This is a genomic window from Pantoea sp. ARC270 (assembly GCF_003236725.1).
GTDB lineage: Bacteria > Pseudomonadota > Gammaproteobacteria > Enterobacterales > Enterobacteriaceae > Pantoea > Pantoea anthophila.
In genome coordinates this window covers 45,507-59,823 of record NZ_PUGA01000027.1, presented here as the reverse complement: position 1 = coordinate 59,823, position 14,317 = coordinate 45,507, and the positions used below count along the sequence as shown (strand labels likewise).

The 14,317-nt window shown below is 57.7% G+C and carries 14 protein-coding genes; 4 read left to right on the top strand and 10 right to left on the bottom strand.

The genetic code is table 11. From position 1 onward, the window contains the following. Position 1: 1 nt before the first annotated feature. Both dsbC and xerD read right to left on the bottom strand, forming a co-directional pair. The gene (gene dsbC, locus CKF42_RS13245) at positions 2–715 is read right to left on the bottom strand and encodes a bifunctional protein-disulfide isomerase/oxidoreductase DsbC (RefSeq protein WP_009087068.1); all 714 of its coding nucleotides are present in this window, start codon (positions 713–715) and stop codon (positions 2–4) included. Positions 716–736: 21 nt separating this feature from the next. Continuing rightward, the gene (gene xerD, locus CKF42_RS13240) at positions 737–1,630 is read right to left on the bottom strand and encodes a site-specific tyrosine recombinase XerD (protein WP_111208372.1); all 894 of its coding nucleotides are present in this window, start codon (positions 1,628–1,630) and stop codon (positions 737–739) included. Between the two features lie 102 nt (positions 1,631–1,732). Between xerD and fldB the strand changes: the two genes are divergently transcribed. Next, positions 1,733–2,251: a flavodoxin FldB gene (gene fldB, locus CKF42_RS13235; RefSeq protein WP_046102492.1), complete on the top strand. Its 519-nt coding sequence runs from the start codon at positions 1,733–1,735 to the stop codon at positions 2,249–2,251. A gap of 110 nt (positions 2,252–2,361) precedes the next feature. On the opposite strand, the gene CKF42_RS13230 is transcribed toward fldB, so the two are convergent. Both CKF42_RS13230 and sdhE read right to left on the bottom strand, forming a co-directional pair. Then, on the bottom strand, positions 2,362–2,772 hold the full coding sequence (locus CKF42_RS13230) for a protein YgfX (RefSeq protein ID WP_046102493.1): 411 nt from the start codon (positions 2,770–2,772) through the stop codon (positions 2,362–2,364). Then, a complete protein-coding gene (gene sdhE / locus CKF42_RS13225) occupies positions 2,747–3,013 on the bottom strand; it encodes an FAD assembly factor SdhE (RefSeq protein ID WP_009087078.1) in 267 nt (88 codons plus the stop codon). Before sdhE ends, CKF42_RS13230 begins: the two co-directional genes overlap by 26 nt. Before the next feature lie 226 nt (positions 3,014–3,239). On the opposite strand from sdhE, the gene ygfZ reads away from it, so the two are divergent. Continuing rightward, entirely contained in the window at positions 3,240–4,226 is a 987-nt protein-coding gene (ygfZ, locus tag CKF42_RS13220) for a tRNA-modifying protein YgfZ (protein WP_009087079.1), read from the top strand. Between the two features lie 47 nt (positions 4,227–4,273). On the opposite strand, the gene CKF42_RS13215 is transcribed toward ygfZ, so the two are convergent. Beyond that, positions 4,274–4,939, bottom strand: coding sequence for a hemolysin III family protein (locus tag CKF42_RS13215; protein WP_111208371.1), 666 nt, complete (start codon positions 4,937–4,939; stop codon positions 4,274–4,276). A 168-nt stretch (positions 4,940–5,107) separates the two neighbouring features. On the opposite strand from CKF42_RS13215, the gene CKF42_RS13210 reads away from it, so the two are divergent. Next, the gene (locus CKF42_RS13210) at positions 5,108–5,827 is read left to right on the top strand and encodes a MurR/RpiR family transcriptional regulator (protein WP_009087083.1); all 720 of its coding nucleotides are present in this window, start codon (positions 5,108–5,110) and stop codon (positions 5,825–5,827) included. Positions 5,828–5,942: 115 nt separating this feature from the next. Beyond that, the gene (locus CKF42_RS13205; RefSeq protein ID WP_111208370.1) at positions 5,943–7,382 is read left to right on the top strand and encodes a 6-phospho-beta-glucosidase; all 1,440 of its coding nucleotides are present in this window, start codon (positions 5,943–5,945) and stop codon (positions 7,380–7,382) included. Between the two features lie 24 nt (positions 7,383–7,406). On the opposite strand, the gene CKF42_RS13200 is transcribed toward CKF42_RS13205, so the two are convergent. The 5 genes from CKF42_RS13200 to ubiI form a co-directional block, all read right to left on the bottom strand. After that, positions 7,407–8,150 carry an SDR family oxidoreductase gene (locus tag CKF42_RS13200; protein ID WP_058958030.1) on the bottom strand — a complete coding sequence of 248 codons (744 nt, stop codon included), beginning with the start codon at positions 8,148–8,150 and terminating at the stop codon, positions 7,407–7,409. A 63-nt stretch (positions 8,151–8,213) separates the two neighbouring features. After that, positions 8,214–11,087 (bottom strand): aminomethyl-transferring glycine dehydrogenase, encoded by a 2,874-nt coding sequence (gene gcvP, locus CKF42_RS13195; protein ID WP_111208369.1) that lies wholly within the window; start codon positions 11,085–11,087, stop codon positions 8,214–8,216. A 79-nt stretch (positions 11,088–11,166) separates the two neighbouring features. Beyond that, positions 11,167–11,553 (bottom strand): glycine cleavage system protein GcvH, encoded by a 387-nt coding sequence (gene gcvH / locus CKF42_RS13190; protein ID WP_111208368.1) that lies wholly within the window; start codon positions 11,551–11,553, stop codon positions 11,167–11,169. A gap of 23 nt (positions 11,554–11,576) precedes the next feature. After that, positions 11,577–12,674: a glycine cleavage system aminomethyltransferase GcvT gene (gene gcvT, locus CKF42_RS13185; RefSeq protein ID WP_111208367.1), complete on the bottom strand. Its 1,098-nt coding sequence runs from the start codon at positions 12,672–12,674 to the stop codon at positions 11,577–11,579. A 432-nt stretch (positions 12,675–13,106) separates the two neighbouring features. Further along, a complete protein-coding gene (gene ubiI, locus CKF42_RS13180) occupies positions 13,107–14,309 on the bottom strand; it encodes an FAD-dependent 2-octaprenylphenol hydroxylase (protein WP_058958034.1) in 1,203 nt (400 codons plus the stop codon). Positions 14,310–14,317: the final 8 nt, after the last annotated feature.

Below are 14,317 nucleotides of genomic sequence, written 5' to 3'. Positions count from 1 at the left end.
ATTAACCACCACGCTTCTGATTGTCCAGCACCTGCTTCAGCTCCTGCGGCGTCTGATAGCCGGGGATCATCATGCCGCTGTCGGTGAGCATGGCCGGGGTGCCCTGAATGCCGAACAGCACGCCCAGTTTGTAGTGCTGAGCAATATCAATTTTGCAGCTGTCGGGCGCAGCCATCTTCGGCGCATTGCCTTTCATCGCCTCGTCAAAGGCTTTGTTGCGGTCGGCGCTGCACCAGATCGCTTTCATCGCCGGTGCGATCTGACCATTCAGCCCTTCCCGCGGAAACGCCAGGTAGCGCACGGTGATACCCAGTGCGTTGTAGTCCGCCATCTGCTCGTGCAGCTTGTGACAGTAGCCGCAGGTAATGTCGGTAAAGACGGTCACGACATGCTGCTCTTTAGGCGCTTTGTAGACGATCATCTCCGGCACCAGCGCCTCGACCTTTTTGTCGAGCAGCTTATTGGTGACGTTAACCGGCTGAGTGCCGCTGACGTCATACAGCGGACCCTGAATCATATGTTTACCGTCGTCGGTCACGTAGAGCACGCCGCTCTCTGACAGCACGGTTTTGAACCCTGGCAGCGGGGACGGGCTGATCTCTGTCTGATTCAGCCCGAGCTTTTTCAGGGATTGCTGGATAGCGCTGTCATCGGCCTGAGCAAGACCGGAAAAGGCGCTGGCTAACAGGGCCAGCATGGCAAAATGCTTGTTCATCGTTGTCCTTATGGCCGCGGTTCAGGCTCGCGGATGGTGTTGTTGATGCAACTGACGCAGGCGCTCGGTGGCGACATGCGTATAAATTTGCGTGGTGGAGAGATCGCTGTGCCCCAGCAACATCTGTACGACACGTAAATCGGCGCCGTGGTTCAGCAGATGCGTGGCAAAGGCATGGCGCATCACATGGGGTGATAACTTTTCGGCGTCGATGCCCGCCAGCGTGGCGTAATACTTAATACGATGCCAGAAGGTCTGCCGCGTCATCTGCTGCGCCCGATTACTGGGAAACATCACGTCCAGCGTCTGACCATTAAGCAGCCACGGGCGACCATGTTCCATATATTGCTCCAGCCAGTAAACCGCTTCTTCACCTAATGGCACCAGTCGCTCTTTATCGCCTTTACCGATTACCCGGACGACGCCCTGACGCAGGCTGATGTCGCTGAGCGTCAGCCCCGTCAGTTCGGAGACGCGCAGGCCGGTGGCATAGAGCAGCTCCAGCATCGCCTTATCGCGCAGCTCCAGTGGGATATCGGTATTAGGTGCCTGCAACAGCCGCTCGACCTGCGCCTCAGTGAGATCTTTCGGCAGTCGCTGTGGCAGTTTGGGTGCCGAGAGTAGCGCACTGGGATCGTCGGGGCGCACTTTTTCACGGTACAGATACTGGAACAGGCGCCGCATGGCGCTGAGCAGCCGCGCTGAGCTGGTCGCCTTGTAGCCTCCTTCCAGCCGTTCAGCCAGAAACTGCTGCAGATCGGCTGGCGTCACGCTGAGCAGCGTCAGCTGGTGATGCGCCAGCCAGCCGGTCAGCGTCTGGAGATCCTGGCGATAGGAGGAGAGCGTGTTCTGCGCCAGATTGCGCTCAATCCAGAGCGCATCAAGAAACTGTTCTGTCAGTTCGCTGTCCTGCACGTTATCTCCGCCGTCTGGTGTAAAATCATGCTCATTATGCCTGATTCAGCAGCGCTTCTGGTACAATTGCGCCAAAGTCAGTATTTACAGAGTGTTATCTGCATGAAAATCGGTCTGTTTTACGGTTCCAGTACCTGTTACACCGAAATCGTGGCGGAGAAAATTCGCGATTTCATCGGCGACGAGCTGGTCACGCTGCATAACGTTAAGGATGATGACCCACGCCTGATGGAGCAGTACGATTTGCTGATCATGGGCATCCCCACCTGGGATTTTGGTGAGTTGCAGGAGGACTGGGAGGCGATCTGGACGCAGCTGCCCGCGCTGAATCTGCAGAATAAGATTGTGGCGCTGTATGGCATGGGCGATCAGATTGGCTACGGTGAATGGTTTCTGGATGCGCTCGGTATGCTGCACGATCTGCTGCAGCCGATGGGGGTACGATTCGTGGGCTACTGGCCGCTGGAGGGCTACGAGTTCACCAGTCCCCGACCGCTTACTGCCGATGGCACACAGTTTGTCGGCCTGGCGCTGGATGACGTGAATCAGTTTGAGGTGACGGATGAGCGCGTTGAGCAGTGGTGCGAGCAGGTGTTAACCGAGACTGCCGGACTGCTGTAACCCTCTTCAGCCGTTGCGGCCGCCAGCCACATACGGAGACGGCGCTGAATGCCCGGCAGAACCTGACCGGCCGCGGGTCAGTCGAAATGCGCGCTTATGCCTCTTCGCCGTTAATGTCGCGCCCTGCTGAAGCAGCAGGCGCGCAACGCCCGCCATTCGTCAGGCTGCATAGCGTCCTGCATCAGCCACCAGCGCAGCCTGTCACCCTCTTCGCTCTTCGCCACCAGCAGCACGCCCGCTGGTAACCAGCGCAGTGGCTGAGTGGGACGCCAGCGTTTTCCCTGCCAGATCCAGCAATGGACACTTTCCCGCTCCAGCGTCCCGCGCCGCAGCCTCAGCCGCCGGCAGACACGACCGCCCTCCGCCAGCAACAGCAGGATCATTCCGCTCCGCAGCAGCTCCCCACCCACGGGCAGCGCCATCAGCAGCACGCCCGAGACGGCAGCCACCAGCCAGACGCACAGCACCCCGCACGCCAGCCGGGAGGGCCGCAGCTTACATTGCCACCGGGCCGCGCTCATGGTTGCGCTGCTGGATCAGGTTGACCATCCGCTTAAGCTCAGGATCCTTTGGCTCGCCGTGATTCATCAGCCAGTTGAACAGATCGGGATCGTCACTCTTCAGCAGCGCGACAAAGACCTGCTTATCGGTGTCGCTCAGCGTGTCATACTCAAATTTGAAGAACGGCATAATCGCCACATCCAGTTCCAGCATGCCGCGACGGCAGGCCCACTGAATACGTGATTTATCATTAATATCCATGCATCAGTTTCCACAGTTCACAACGTGGCGCTTAGTGTAACCTGGTTTACTACGGCTCGCAGGCGCTGCGTCGCATGCTGTGCAACCTGCCACATTTCAGGCGGCCTCTTTGCAGGGCTATCACGCCTTTTGTGCGCCGTTTTCCGTAAACAGGTTGCATTGCCAGGCGGCTCTTTTAACATTGAAGACATTGTTCCGGATGAACCTTCTTACACAGGATATCTCCATGCCCACTTTTACTTTACCGCCGCGCCAGCCTGCCGCGTCGTCCCGTCTGCCGTTAACCCTGATGTCACTGGACAGCTGGGCACTGGTTTCGATTACCGGTGCGGACAGCACTGCCTACCTGCAGGGTCAGTTAACGCTGGATGTCGCGGCGCTGGATGCCGATCATCACTCCCCCGCCGCGCACTGCGACGCCAAAGGCAAAATGTGGAGCAATCTGCGTCTGTTTCATCGCGGTGAAGGGTATGCCTACCTGATCCGGCGCGAGCTGCGCGACACCCAGCTGGCCGAGCTGAAGAAATATGCGGTGTTTTCAAAAGTCACGATGACGCCCGACGATGAAGCACTTCTGCTGGGTGTGGCTGGTTTCCAGGCACGTGCTGCCCTGGCTAACCTGTTTGAGGCGTTGCCTGACAGCGAGAAGCCGGTGGTGCATCAGGGTGAAACTACCCTGCTGTGGTTTGCGCATCCGGCCGAACGTTTTCTGATTGTGACATCACCGGCCCAGGCCGACGTGCTGAAGCAGAAACTCAGCGAGGATGCACAGTTCAACGACAGCCAGCAGTGGCTGGCGCTGGATATCGAAGCCGGTATTCCGGTGATCGTTCCCGCCACCAGCGTGCAGTTTATTCCGCAGGCCACCAACCTGCAGGCGCTGGATGCCATCAGCTTTAAAAAAGGGTGCTATGCCGGACAGGAGATGGTGGCCCGGGCGAAATATCGCGGTGCTAATAAACGCGCCCTTTACTGGCTGGCGGGTAAGGCAAGCCATCTGCCTGAAGCTAACGCGCCGCTGGAGCTGCAGATGGGTGAGCGCTGGCGTCGTACCGGCAGCGTGCTGGCGGCTGTGCAGCTGGATGATGGCACCAGCTGGATTCAGGTGGTGCTGAACAACGATCTGGAGCCGGACAGCGTGCTTCGGGTTGAAGGCGATGAAGGTGGTCATCTGACGGTGCAGCCCCTGCCCTATTCGCTGGATGAGAGCTGAGTTACCTTCTGGCCCTGACGTCACGTCAGGGCCACATTCGCGAAGCGTCAGCGTACATAGAAGTAGATGGCGCAGAAATGACAGAGTGAGCCGCCCAGTACGAATCCATGCCAGATGGCATGATTGTAGGGAATGCGGCGTGCCACATAGAAAATCACCCCCAGCGAGTAGATTATCCCGCCTGCTGCCAGCAGCCAGATACAGGCTGGCGGCATAATCATGGCCAGCTGATAAACCACGATCAGCGACAGCCACCCCATACAGAGATAGGTCACCAGCGACAGCACTTTAAAGCGATGGGCAATGGTAAGCTTAAACAGAATACCGGCCAGCGCCAGCCCCCAGATTACCGCCATTAATCCATACGCCAGCGGCGTCCTGAGTCCCACCAGCAGAAACGGCGTGTAGGTTCCGGCGATCAGCAGATAGATCGCGCAGTGGTCGAACGTTTTCAGCCAGGGCCGGACCGGGCCATCGGGAATGGCGTGATAGAGCGTCGAAGCCAGAAACAGCAGGATCATACTGCCGCCATAAAGGCTGTAGCTGACAAAGGTCAGAGTATCCGCCTGGCGTTCGATGGCCTGATGAAGCAAAAGCACCAGGCCAGCGATGCCTGACAGACAGCCCAGACCATGACTGATACTGTTGGCAATTTCTTCGCCGAACCAGTCGTCCGCTACGGGTCGTGGTTTGTGAGAAAGTGTGGGTGTCATAAGTGTGTCCTGAACAGCGTAATCGCAGTGATAATATTCTCCAGCCGGGTTGATAACGATTTCAGTGTACACCTGTACGCTAAAATTATCTTATGAAATTCTGTAACCGTTAAACCGGCTGCTGAATCTGATAAACTGACCCCAGGTCAAACGTTCAACGAGTCATCCATGTTTTCGCACCGCGATCTCGCCCGTCTTAACGATCTGGAAATGCAGGTCTATCAGTTCATCATTAAACATCGTGAAGGCGTCAGTTATATGACCATCCGCGAACTGGCTGAGCAGGCGGGGGTCTCCACGACCACCGTGCTGCGCTTCTGCCGTAAGATGCACTGTGAAGGCTGGTCAGAATTTCGCATTCGTCTGCGCTTAGCCGAACAGCAGCATACGCCTCAGCTGAATACCGCCGGGGTGAGCGAGATGCTGAGTTTCTTTAACAGCATTAACAATCCGGCGTTTGAACAGCTCATCGCTCAGGCCGCACAGAAAATTGCTCAGGCTGAGCAGGTTTTCTTTATTGGCGTCGGCACATCAGGCAGCCTGGCGAAATATGGCGCCCGCTTTTTCTCTAACCTCGGTAAATTCAGCCACGCAATTGATGATCCCTATTATCCGATCAGTCCCGACCTCTATCAGAACGCGATTGCGATTATTTTATCCGTCTCCGGTGAAACCGAAGAGATCCTGCGTATTGCCAGCCAGTTCAGCCTGAACAAGTGCAGAATCATTGCGATAACGAATACGGAGAGCAGCTCGCTGGCGAAAATCGGCGATTTTACCCTCTGCTACCATGTGCCGATTATTCGTCTGGCTGACAATACGGATATTACGACACAGGTTCCGGTAACCTATATTATTGAGGCGATCGGCCGCCAGCTGCGAAAATAAAACAGCCTGTTTTTCACAGGTAACAAACGCCATTTCTCGCGCGGTGTTATATCGTGACTTTGATTATTGCCTTGCTACACTCATCGCAATTTCTTTATCCGGAACGGAGTGAAACATGAGTGCAGAATTGCAGTTACCCAAAGACTTTCTCTGGGGTGGCGCGGTGGCAGCGCATCAGGTTGAAGGCGGCTGGGATCAGGGCGGCAAAGGAGTCAGCATTGCAGACGTGCTGACCGGCGGTTCACATGGTGTTGATCGGGTCATTACCGATGGCGTGCAGCCCGGCCATTTCTATCCGAACCATCAGGGCGTGGAGTTCTACTCTCACTATAAAGAGGATGTCGCGCTGTTTGCTGAGATGGGCTTCAGATGTTTCCGCACCTCCATTGCCTGGACCCGCATCTTCCCGAACGGGGATGAGCAGCAGCCCAACGAAGCGGGCCTGCAATTCTATGACGATCTGTTTGATGAACTGCTGAAGTATGGCATTGAACCCGTCATCACTCTCTCTCACTTCGAAATGCCTTATCACCTGGTTAAAGAGTATGGCGGCTGGCATAACCGCAAAGTGGTCGACTTCTTTGTGCGCTTCAGTGAAGTGGTGCTGAAGCGCTATAAAAACAAAGTGAAATACTGGATGACCTTTAACGAGATCAACAACCAGCGCAACTGGCGCTATCCGCTGTTCGGATACTGCTGCTCAGGGGTGATCTTCACTGAACATGAGAAGCCTGAAGAGGCGATGTATCAGGTGATGCACCATCAGTTTGTTGCCAGCGCAAAAGTGGTGAAACTCGGACACGACATCAATCCGGACTTTCAGATTGGCTGCATGATCGCCATGGTGCCGGTCTACCCGTTCTCCTGCCATCCGGATGATGTAGCCCTGGCGCAGGAAGCGATGCATCAGCGCTACGTGTTCAGTGATGTGCAGATGCGCGGATACTATCCGGCCTATACCCTGAAAGAGTGGGCGCGCAAAGGGTATGACATCCAGATGGACGCTGACGATGCCGAAACGCTGCGTCAGGGCTGCGCAGACTACGTTGGCTTCAGCTACTACATGAGCAACGCCGTGAAGACCGATGCCAGCGGCGTTGACGATCCGATTACCGGCTTTGAAGGCGTAGTGAAAAACCCGCATGTGAAAGCCTCCGACTGGGGCTGGCAGATCGACCCGGTTGGCCTGCGCTATGCCCTGAACGACCTTTATGAACGTTATCAGAAGCCGCTGTTTATTGTAGAAAATGGCTTTGGCGCGATCGATAAGCCGGGTGCCGACGGGAAGATTGACGATGATTACCGCATCGACTATCTGCGCGCGCACATCGAAGAGATGAAGAAAGCCGTCAGCTATGATGGCGTCGAGTTAATGGGCTACACCCCGTGGGGCTGCCTGGACTGCGTCTCGTTCACCACCGGACAGTACGACAAGCGTTACGGCTTTATTCATGTGAATAAAAACGATGATGGCAGCGGCGACTTTTCCCGTGCGAAGAAAAAGAGCTTCGGCTGGTATCAGCAGGTTATCGCCAGCAACGGCGAAAACCTCTGACGCGCCCCGCCGCCGCGAAACGCCTCAGCGCCCACCGGCAGCGTCAATGATGCTGCCGGTCACGTATGAGGCCGCTTCACTGGCCAGCCAGACGATCGCTTCCGCAATTTCCTCCGCTTCTCCGCCACGTCCCATCGGAATCGCACTGGCAAGCCGGTCTACTCTGCCCGGCTCGCCGCCGTCAGCATGCATCTCTGTATAGATGAAGCCCGGCCGGACACCGTTTACCCGGATGCCCTGCTGCGCCACTTCCAGCGACAATCCTCTGGTCAGGGTATCCATCGCCCCTTTTGAAGCGGCGTAATCGACATATTCACCCGGTGCACCGGTGCGGGACGCCGCCGATGAAACGTTCACGATCGCCCCGCCCTGGCCGCCATGATGGGTACCCATCCGCTTAACCGCCTCCCGGCAGCAGAGAAAGGTGCCGATAACATTGGTGGCAAACACTTTTTGCAGACGCGCCGCATCCAGCTGTTCGGTGCGGCACTGCTGAAACAGGATACCGGCGTTATTCACCAGCAGCGCCAGCGGTTCCGCCTGCTGATCGAGCTGCGCAAACATCGCCTTCACCGCCTCTTCATCCGCGATATCAGCCTGAATCGCAAAGGCTTCCCCGCCCTGCTGCCGGATTTGGCTGACCACCTCCTGCGCTTCTGCCTCGCGCTGGCGATAGTTCACCGCGACCCGATAACCGCGAGCGGCCAGCAGTCGCGACGTTGCCCGTCCGATGCCGCGGCTGCCTCCCGTAACCAGTGCCAGTTTCATACTGTTTCTCCATAAAAAAGGGCCGGAAACCGGCCCCTGGGGATGAGATTCTGCTGCCGCGATTTACTGATAGTCGCTGATCGGTACGCAGGAGCAGAACAGATTGCGGTCGCCAAAGACATCGTCGAGACGCTTCACCGTCGGCCAGTACTTGTTGTGGCTGCCCGCCGGGAAGACCGCCAGTTCACGGCTGTAAGGGTGAGACCACTCACCGACAATTTCCAGCTGGGTGTGCGGTGCATTCACCAGCGGGTTATCGTCCAGCGGCCATTCACCGGCCGCCACCCGGTCAATCTCGATGCGGATCGCCAGCATCGCATCAATAAAGCGATCCAGTTCGATCTTACTCTCCGACTCGGTTGGCTCCACCATCAGGGTGCCCGCGACCGGGAAGGACATGGTCGGCGCGTGGAAGCCGTAATCGATCAGGCGCTTGGCAATATCCAGCTCGCTGATGCCGGTCTGCTCTTTCAGCGGACGAATGTCGAGAATACATTCGTGCGCCACGCGGCCGTCGCGGCCGGTATAGAGCACCGGATAGGCGGACTGCAGGCGGCTGGCGATGTAGTTAGCATTGAGGATAGCGACCGAGCTGGCCTGTTTCAGCCCCTCGGCTCCCATCATACGAATGTACATCCAGCTGATAGGCAGGATGGAGGCGCTGCCAAACGGTGCAGCGGAAACCGCGCCCTGCTGCGTCAGCACACCATCAATCTGCACCACGCTGTGACCCGGTACAAACGGAGCCAGATGCGCCTTGACGCCAATCGGTCCCATACCCGGACCGCCACCGCCGTGCGGGATGCAGAAGGTTTTGTGCAGATTGAGATGCGACACATCCGCGCCGATATATCCCGGCGTGGTGATGCCGACCTGCGCATTCATGTTTGCGCCATCCAGGTAGACCTGACCGCCATACTGATGAACAATCTGGCACACTTCGCGGATGGTCTCTTCATAGACGCCATGGGTAGAGGGATAAGTCACCATGATGCAGGAGAGTTTATCACCTGCCTGAGCGGCTTTTTCGCGCAGGTCACCCAGATCGATGTTGCCCTGTTTATCACAGGCCACCACCACCACATCCATACCCGCCATCTGAGCAGAGGCCGGGTTAGTGCCGTGGGCCGAGCTGGGGATCAGGCAGAGATGGCGATCCCCCTCGCCGCGACTTTCATGATAGCGGCGGATCGCCAGCAGTCCGGCGTACTCCCCCTGCGCCCCGGAGTTGGGCTGCATACAGAGCGCATCATAGCCGGTGAGTTGCACCAGCCACTGTGAAAGCTGACCGATCATCTGCAGATAACCGGCGGCCTGTTCAGCCGGGCAGAAAGGATGCAGCTCAGCAAACTCCGGCCAGGTGATCGGGATCATCTCCGCCGCGGCATTGAGCTTCATCGTGCAGGAGCCGAGCGGGATCATCGCCTGGTTCAGCGCCAGATCTTTTTTCTCCAGGCTGTGCATGTAGCGCATCATCTCAGTTTCGCTGTGATGACGGTTGAAGACCGGATGAGTCAGTATGTCGCTCTGGCGCAGCAGGCCGGCTGGAATAGCGTGGCCTTCGCTGGCGACTTCGCCGTCGAGTTTGTCCAGGTCCGGACGCTGATCGTCACCCAGCAGAATAGCGAACAGCGTCAGAATATCTTCGCGGCAGGTGGTTTCATCCAGCGTGATGCCGACCGCGTTGTGAATATCGCTGCGCAGGTTAACGCCAAAGCTCAGGGCGCGGTTCAGCACGGCGGCTTTATCCGCCACCTCGACCGTCAGCGTATCGAACCAGTGCTGATGGCGCAGCGTCAGGCCGCCCTGCTGCAGGCCGGCTGCCAGAATCGTGGTGAAGCGGTGAATGCGTGAGGCGATACGTTTAAGTCCGGCCGGGCCGTGGAACACCGCATAGAGACCGGCAATGTTGGCCAGCAGCACCTGTGAAGTACAGATGTTGGAGTTGGCCTTTTCGCGGCGGATATGCTGCTCGCGGGTCTGCATCGCCATGCGCAGCGCCGTGTTGCCTGCGGCATCGCGCGAGACACCAATGATGCGGCCCGGCATAGAGCGTTTATGCTCGTCACGGCTGGCGAAGAATGCCGCGTGAGGCCCGCCGTAACCCATGGGCACGCCGAAGCGCTGAGCCGAACCAAACACGATGTCCGCGCCCTGCTTACCTGGCGCTTCCAGCAGGACTAACGACATAAAGTCGGCGGCCACGCTGACGACCACTTTGCGCGCTTTGAGTGCGGCAATCAGTGCGCGGTAGTCGTGCGCTTCACCGGTGGTGCCCACCTGTTGCAGCAGCACGCCAAACAGATCGTCATGCTCAGGCGCTTTCTCTGCACGGTCGATAATCAGTTCAAAGCCGAACGTTTCTGCACGGGTTCGCACCACATCCAGCGTCTGCGGATGAATATCATCGGCAATGAAAAATTTATTCGCGTTTTTGAGCTTGCTGACGCGTTTTGCCATCGCCATCGCTTCGGCGGCGGCGGTCGCTTCATCCAGCAGTGAGGCGGAGGCGATATCCATGCCGGTGAGATCCAGCGTCAGCTGCTGGAAATTCAGCAGTGCTTCCAGACGGCCCTGCGACACCTCAGGCTGATAAGGGGTGTAAGCGGTGTACCAGCCGGGATTCTCCAGCATGTTACGCAGGATCACCGGCGGGGTGATCACCGCACTGTATCCCATGCCGATCCAGGATTTGTAACGCAGATTCTGGCTGGCGATGGCTTTCAGTTCCGCCAGCGCCTGCTGTTCAGTGGCGGCTTCGCCTACTGCAGGCGGGCCTGGCAGTTGAATGTCGGCAGGCACAATGGTGCCGATTAACGCGTCCAGCGAACGGGCACCAATCGCGTCAAGCATCTGCGCCTGCTGCTCAGGTGAAGGACCGATATGGCGCTCAATAAAGGCACCGTTGTGTTCAAGCTGGCTGAGAGTCTGAGTCATTAGCAGTAAATCCTGAATCGGGCTGGGGAACCGGGGATCAAACAGAAGTCAGCGGCCTCTGCAGGAGGCCGCCTGACGATTACTCGTCGATGGAGGCTTTATAGGCATCCGCATCCAGCAGCGAGTCAAGTTCGGACGCGTCGCTGGCTTTCATTTTGAATAACCAGCCGCCGGCATAAGGCTCGCTGTTAACCTGCTCCGGTGAGTCGGTCAGCGCGTCGTTGACCGCCACAATTTCACCGCTGAGGGGTGCATAAATATCTGAAGCCGCTTTAACGGATTCCGCTACGGCACACTCTTCACCGGCTGAGAACGTCGCGCCCACTTCCGGCAGATCGACAAACACCATGTCGCCCAGTAACTCCTGCGCATGTTCAGTAATCCCCACGGTGTAGCTGCCATCCTCTTCTTTGCGCACCCATTCGTGGCTGTCGCGGTATTTCAACGTATTCGGCACATTGCTCATTGGCCATTTCTCCTGAATAAAATTTACTGAGCGACCGGCTTACCGGCGCGGACAAAAATGGGACGGGTGACCTGTACCGGCATCTGGCGGTTACGGATCTCAACGATGGCGGCGCTGCCGACGGAAGCGGGGACGCGCGCCAGGGCGATGCTGCAACCCAGGGTCGGTGAGAAAGAACCGCTGGTAATGATCCCTTCCTGCTGCTGGCCCTGCTCATCCGTGAAACGCACCGGCTGCCCGTGACGCAGCACCCCTTTTTCCGTCATGATCAGTCCCACCAGCTTTTCCGTTCCGCGTTCACGCTGTAGCTCCAGGGCTTCCCGGCCGATGAAATCGCGGTCTGCTGGTTCCCAGCAGACGGTCCAGCCCATGTTGGCGGCCAGCAGTGAGACACCTTCATCCATCTCCTGACCATAGAGGTTCATCCCCGCTTCCAGACGCAGGGTGTCGCGCGCGCCCAGTCCGGCCGGTTTCACCCCTGCAGCTAGCAGGCGCTGCCAGAACCCCGCCGCCTCGCCTGCGGGCAGCGCAATCTCATATCCCGCTTCACCGGTGTAACCCGTTGTAGCGATAAACAGATCGCCCGCCTGCACGCCGAAAAAGGGCTTCATGCCTGCGACGGCCTGACGCTGCTCTTCGCTGAACAGCGTCTGCGCTTTCTGCTGTGCCTGCGGACCCTGCACGGCAATCAGCGCCAGATCATCGCGTTCGGTCAGCGTAATGCCGTAGTGCTGCGCGTGCTGCGCTATCCAGGCGAGATCTTTCTCACGGGTCGCGGAGTTCACGACCAGCCGGAAGAACGTCTCGCTCATAAAGTAAACAATTAAATCGTCAATGACGCCACCCGAGGCATTGAGCATCCCGGTGTAGAGCGCCTTGCCGGGCTGGGTCAGTTTTGCGACATCGTTCGCCAGCAGGTAGCGCAGAAACTCGCGGGTACGCGGACCGGTCAGATCGACAATGGTCATGTGGGAGACATCAAACATGCCGGCGTCACTGCGCACGACATGATGTTCATCCATCTGGGAGCCGTAGTGCAAAGGCATCATCCAGCCATGAAAGTCCACCATACGGGCACCGCAGGCCTGATGCTGTTCAAACAGAGGTGTTTGCTGAGTCATAACCATCCTGTGCAGAAGCGAATGAGTACAAAAGCGCGCCGTCATACTGTGCCGACGCAAACGTTCTCCTGAGGCTGACGTTACCACCGAATCTGGTGATTAACCATAAGCAAATCGGGGTCGAAAGCAGAGGCACAGACTAACCAGGAATCGGAAGCGACAGGATAATAAACTGCATTTTTGTGATTAATCGCGCAATAAATGCAGGCTATTTAAATATACGCAGCAAATTTATGCGGCACGACGTCCAGGTTGTTAAAAAGATCCCGCCTTCAGCGCGCTTCCGGATAAAAAAAAGTAATGCGAAATCTCACGCAAAATTAGAATAAATCAAACGAGGAACCCTGCTGGTGCAGCGTTGCCTTTTTGTGGTGCAGAGGGGGGTTGAGAGATAAAAAAGCCAGCAGAAGCTGGCTTAGCAGAGGGGCAGGTTCAGCGAAGCCAGGCGGGCAAATCGGTCAGGCCCATCGCCTGTTTCAGCATCATCGGTTTGACGCCCGGTAAACGGTCCGCCAGCTTCAGACCGACATCACGCAGCAGTTTTTTCGCCGGGTTGTTGCCTGCAAACATTTCGCGGAAGCCCTGCATGCCCGCCAGCATCATGGCGGCGCTGTGTTTACGGCTGCGCTCATAGCGGCGCAGATAGAGGTGCTGACCGATATCTTTGCCCTGCTGATGGAGACGCCGGATCTCACCGATCAGCTCTGCGGCGTCCATAAAGCCCAGGTTAACCCCCTGTCCTGCCAGCGGATGGATGGTGTGAGCCGCATCCCCGACCAGCGCCAGACGGTGCGCCGCGAAGTTGCGGGCGTAGCGCGCCACCAGCGGAAACGTTTTGCGCTCGCTTTCCAGCTGGCAGAGGCCGAGGCGCATATCAAACGCCACGGAGAGCTGCTGGTTGAACAGCGCGTCCGGCATGGTTTCCAGGCGGCTGGCTTCCTGAGGCGACAGCGACCAGACGATAGAGCTGAGGTGTGGGTCCTGCATCGGCAGGAACGCCAGTATGCCGTCGCCGTGGAACACCTGACGCGCCACCGCGTCGTGAGGTTGTTCGGTGCGAACGTTAGCCACTAACGCGTGGTGGTCGTAATCCCAGAAGGTCAGTGGAATATCCGCTTTGTTGCGCAGCCAGGAGTTTGCGCCATCAGCAGCAATCATTAAGCGCGCGCTTAGCATGCTGCCATCCTGCAGCGTGATAAAGGCTTCGTTGTCACCAAATGCCACCTGCTGCAACTGCGAAGGCGCCATCAGCGTGACGTCACTGCAGGTGCTGGCGCGCTGCCAGAGCGCGCTCTGGATCACCGGATTTTCGATAATGTGGCCAAGATGCGACAGGCCCTGCTGCTCATCATCAAACGCGATGGCTCCAAAACTGTCCTTCTCCCACACTTCCATACCGTGATAGGGGCTGGCGCGCAGGGAAAGGATTGTCGACCAGACATCCAGCTTCTGCAGCAGACGTTCACTGGCGGCATTAATTGCCGAAACACGGACGGAGGGTGACGCACTCAGCGCCAGGGGCGGCTCCGGCGATTTTTCCAGTACGGCGATGCGCAGTCCACTGCCCTGCAAGCCGCAGGCGACAGCCAGCCCCACCATTCCGCCACCGGCAATCACCACATCAAAAGTTTGCATCTGAGCCT

Coding starts and splice junctions, on each gene's coding strand:
- dsbC (WP_009087068.1), bottom strand. CDS start 715: ATGAACAAGCATTTTGCCATGCTGGCCCTGTTAGCCAGCGCCTTTTCC.
- fldB (WP_046102492.1), top strand. CDS start 1,733: ATGAAAATCGGTCTGTTTTACGGTTCCAGTACCTGTTACACCGAAATC.
- CKF42_RS13230 (WP_046102493.1), bottom strand. CDS start 2,772: ATGAGCGCGGCCCGGTGGCAATGTAAGCTGCGGCCCTCCCGGCTGGCG.
- sdhE (WP_009087078.1), bottom strand. CDS start 3,013: ATGGATATTAATGATAAATCACGTATTCAGTGGGCCTGCCGTCGCGGC.
- ygfZ (WP_009087079.1), top strand. CDS start 3,240: ATGCCCACTTTTACTTTACCGCCGCGCCAGCCTGCCGCGTCGTCCCGT.
- CKF42_RS13215 (WP_111208371.1), bottom strand. CDS start 4,939: ATGACACCCACACTTTCTCACAAACCACGACCCGTAGCGGACGACTGG.
- CKF42_RS13210 (WP_009087083.1), top strand. CDS start 5,108: ATGTTTTCGCACCGCGATCTCGCCCGTCTTAACGATCTGGAAATGCAG.
- CKF42_RS13205 (WP_111208370.1), top strand. CDS start 5,943: ATGAGTGCAGAATTGCAGTTACCCAAAGACTTTCTCTGGGGTGGCGCG.
- CKF42_RS13200 (WP_058958030.1), bottom strand. CDS start 8,150: ATGAAACTGGCACTGGTTACGGGAGGCAGCCGCGGCATCGGACGGGCA.
- gcvP (WP_111208369.1), bottom strand. CDS start 11,087: ATGACTCAGACTCTCAGCCAGCTTGAACACAACGGTGCCTTTATTGAG.
- gcvH (WP_111208368.1), bottom strand. CDS start 11,553: ATGAGCAATGTGCCGAATACGTTGAAATACCGCGACAGCCACGAATGG.
- gcvT (WP_111208367.1), bottom strand. CDS start 12,674: ATGACTCAGCAAACACCTCTGTTTGAACAGCATCAGGCCTGCGGTGCC.
- ubiI (WP_058958034.1), bottom strand. CDS start 14,309: ATGCAAACTTTTGATGTGGTGATTGCCGGTGGCGGAATGGTGGGGCTG.